This window comes from Streptomyces olivochromogenes (assembly GCF_021538895.1).
GTDB classification, from domain to species: Bacteria; Actinomycetota; Actinomycetes; order Streptomycetales; family Streptomycetaceae; genus Streptomyces; species Streptomyces olivochromogenes_A.
Genome location: NZ_JADDRL010000253.1, coordinates 1 through 2389, shown reverse-complemented (window position 1 = coordinate 2389; position 2389 = coordinate 1). Strand labels below are relative to the sequence as shown.

1 protein-coding gene is annotated in these 2389 nt (G+C 73.1%); it reads left to right on the top strand.

From position 1 onward, the window contains the following. The coding region (locus IPZ69_RS46655) for a non-ribosomal peptide synthetase (protein ID WP_235461004.1) at positions 1-2389 on the top strand (2389 nt) is incomplete at both ends.

The window sequence follows — 2389 nt, the reverse complement described above, 5'->3', positions numbered from 1 at the left end:
GTTCGCGGCTCAGCTGGGCTCGGCGACCGCGGCGGTGCGCCCGGGGGTGGCGGCGGTGGTGCCGCGTCCGGAGTCCGTGCCGCTGTCGGCGGCTCAGCGGCGGTTGTGGTTCTTGTACCGGTTGGAGGGTGCGAGCGCGACGTACAACGTGCCGGTGGTGACGCGGGTGCGGGGCGGGTTGGACCGTACGGCGCTTGAGGCGGCGCTGGGTGATGTCGTCGCTCGGCACGAGTCCCTGCGGACGGTGTTCGTCGAGGCCGACGGGCAGCCGCTGCAGCGGGTGTTGCCGGTCGAGGAAGCCAGACCTGCGGTGGGTGTGGTGCGGTGTGCGACCGACGAGGAAGTCGCGGAGGCGGTGTCCGCGGCGTGCGGGCACCTCTTCCACCTGGAGCGGGACCTGCCGTTCCACGCGGAGCTGATCGAGCACGACGGCGACGAGGTCACGGTGGTGTTGGTGATGCACCACATCGCCACCGACGGCTGGTCGATGGGCCCGCTGACCGCCGACCTGTCCGCCGCTTACGCCGCTCGTCGTGACGGGCAGGCCCCCTCGTTCACGCCGCTTCCGGTCCAGTACGCCGACTACGCGCTGTGGCAGCAGGAAGGCGCCGACGACGAGTCGGCGGACCTCGACTTCTGGCGCGAGGCGTTGGCCGACCTGCCCGAGGAACTGGTCCTGCCCACCGACCGACCGCGCCCCGCCCGGGCCTCCTACGAGGGCGGGCACCTCGAACTGCCGCTCCCGCCGGAACTGCGCGACGCCATGCGGGAGCTGGCCCGCGCGCAGGGCGTGACGGTGTTCATGGTCGCCCAGGCGGCCCTCGCCACCCTGCTCACCAAGCTCGGCGCGGGAACGGACATTCCGCTCGGCACGGTGGTGTCCGGCCGTGACGACGACGCCCTCGCCGATCTGGTCGGCTTCTTCGTCAACACCCTGGTGCTGCGCACCGACACCGACGGAGACCCCACGTTCGCCGACCTGCTGGCCCGGGTCCGGGCCGCCGATCTGGCCGCGTTCGAACATCAGGGACTGTCCTTCGACCGGCTCGTCGAGGAGCTCCAGCCGACCCGCTCGCTGTCCCGCCACCCGCTCTACCAGATCGCCCTGGCCTGGGCCCCGGGCGGCGCGGACACGCCGGCGCTGGCCGGTGCGGACTGTGTCGCCGTTCCCGCCGAGTCGGGTACGGCCAAGTTCGACCTCGACTTCGAGTTCGTGGACTCGGAGACCGGTCCGGGCATCCGCGTCGGCTACGCCCTGGACCTCTTCGACCCGGAGACCGCACGGCGGCTGGGGGAGCGGCTCGTGCGCGTGCTCGGCCAGGCCGTCGCGGATCCGAAGCTGCGGCTGAGCGCGTTCGAGGTGCTGTCCGAGGAGGAGCTCGAGCGCGTCCTGGTGGACTGGAACCACTCCGCCACGGTCGTGCCGCGGCCCTTCCCCGACCTGTCCGACGAGCAGGTACGACGCCACCCCGAGGGCGTGGCCCTGGAGCACGACGGCGACTCGCTCACGTACCGCGAACTGGACGAGCGGGCCAACCGGCTGGCCCGGCACCTGATCGGACTCGGCGTGGGACCGGAGGTCCCGGTCGCGGTCTGCGCGGACCGGGGCGTCGACTTCGTCGTCGCCATGCTGGCCACCGTCAAGGCGGGCGGCGCCTACCTGCCGCTCGACCCCGCCTACCCGACGGCCCGCAAGGCGTTCATGCTCGCCGACACGGCCCCGGCGGTGCTGCTGGTGGACGACGGGTCCCGCGCCGACGGCCTCCCGCTCGCCCCCACCGTGCTCGGCACACTGGACCTGGCCGGCCTGTCCGCCGCACCCGTCACGGACGCGGACCGCCGTGCGCCGCTGCGCACCGGCAACACCTGCTACGTCATCTACACCTCGGGTTCGACCGGCCGGCCCAAGGGCACCGCGGTCAGCCACACCGGTCTGACCCGCCTGGTCGCCTCGCACATCGACTCGCTCGGTGTGACGGCGGACAGCAGGGTGCTGCAGATGGCCTCGATCGGCTTCGACTCGTCCGTCGCGGAGATCCTGATGGCCCTGCTGGCGGGGGCCACGCTGCGGATCGGACGGGCGGAGGCGCTGCCCGCCGTCGTCCCGGACGACGAGCTGACCCGCGGCGTCACCCATGTCACCGTGCCGCCGTCCCTGCTGGGCGCCCTCCCGGCCCACGCCCTCGCCCCCGGCACGGTCATCATCACGGCCGGTGAGGCCTGCCCGCCCGCGCTGGCGGACCAGTGGTCCGTGGACCACCGCCTGATGAACTTCTACGGCCCGACCGAGACGACGGTGTGCGCGACGGGCACCTTCCTGCGCCCCGGCGAACCGGTCACCATCGGCGGCCCGATCGCCGGCACGGACGTGTACGTGCTCGACGAGGCG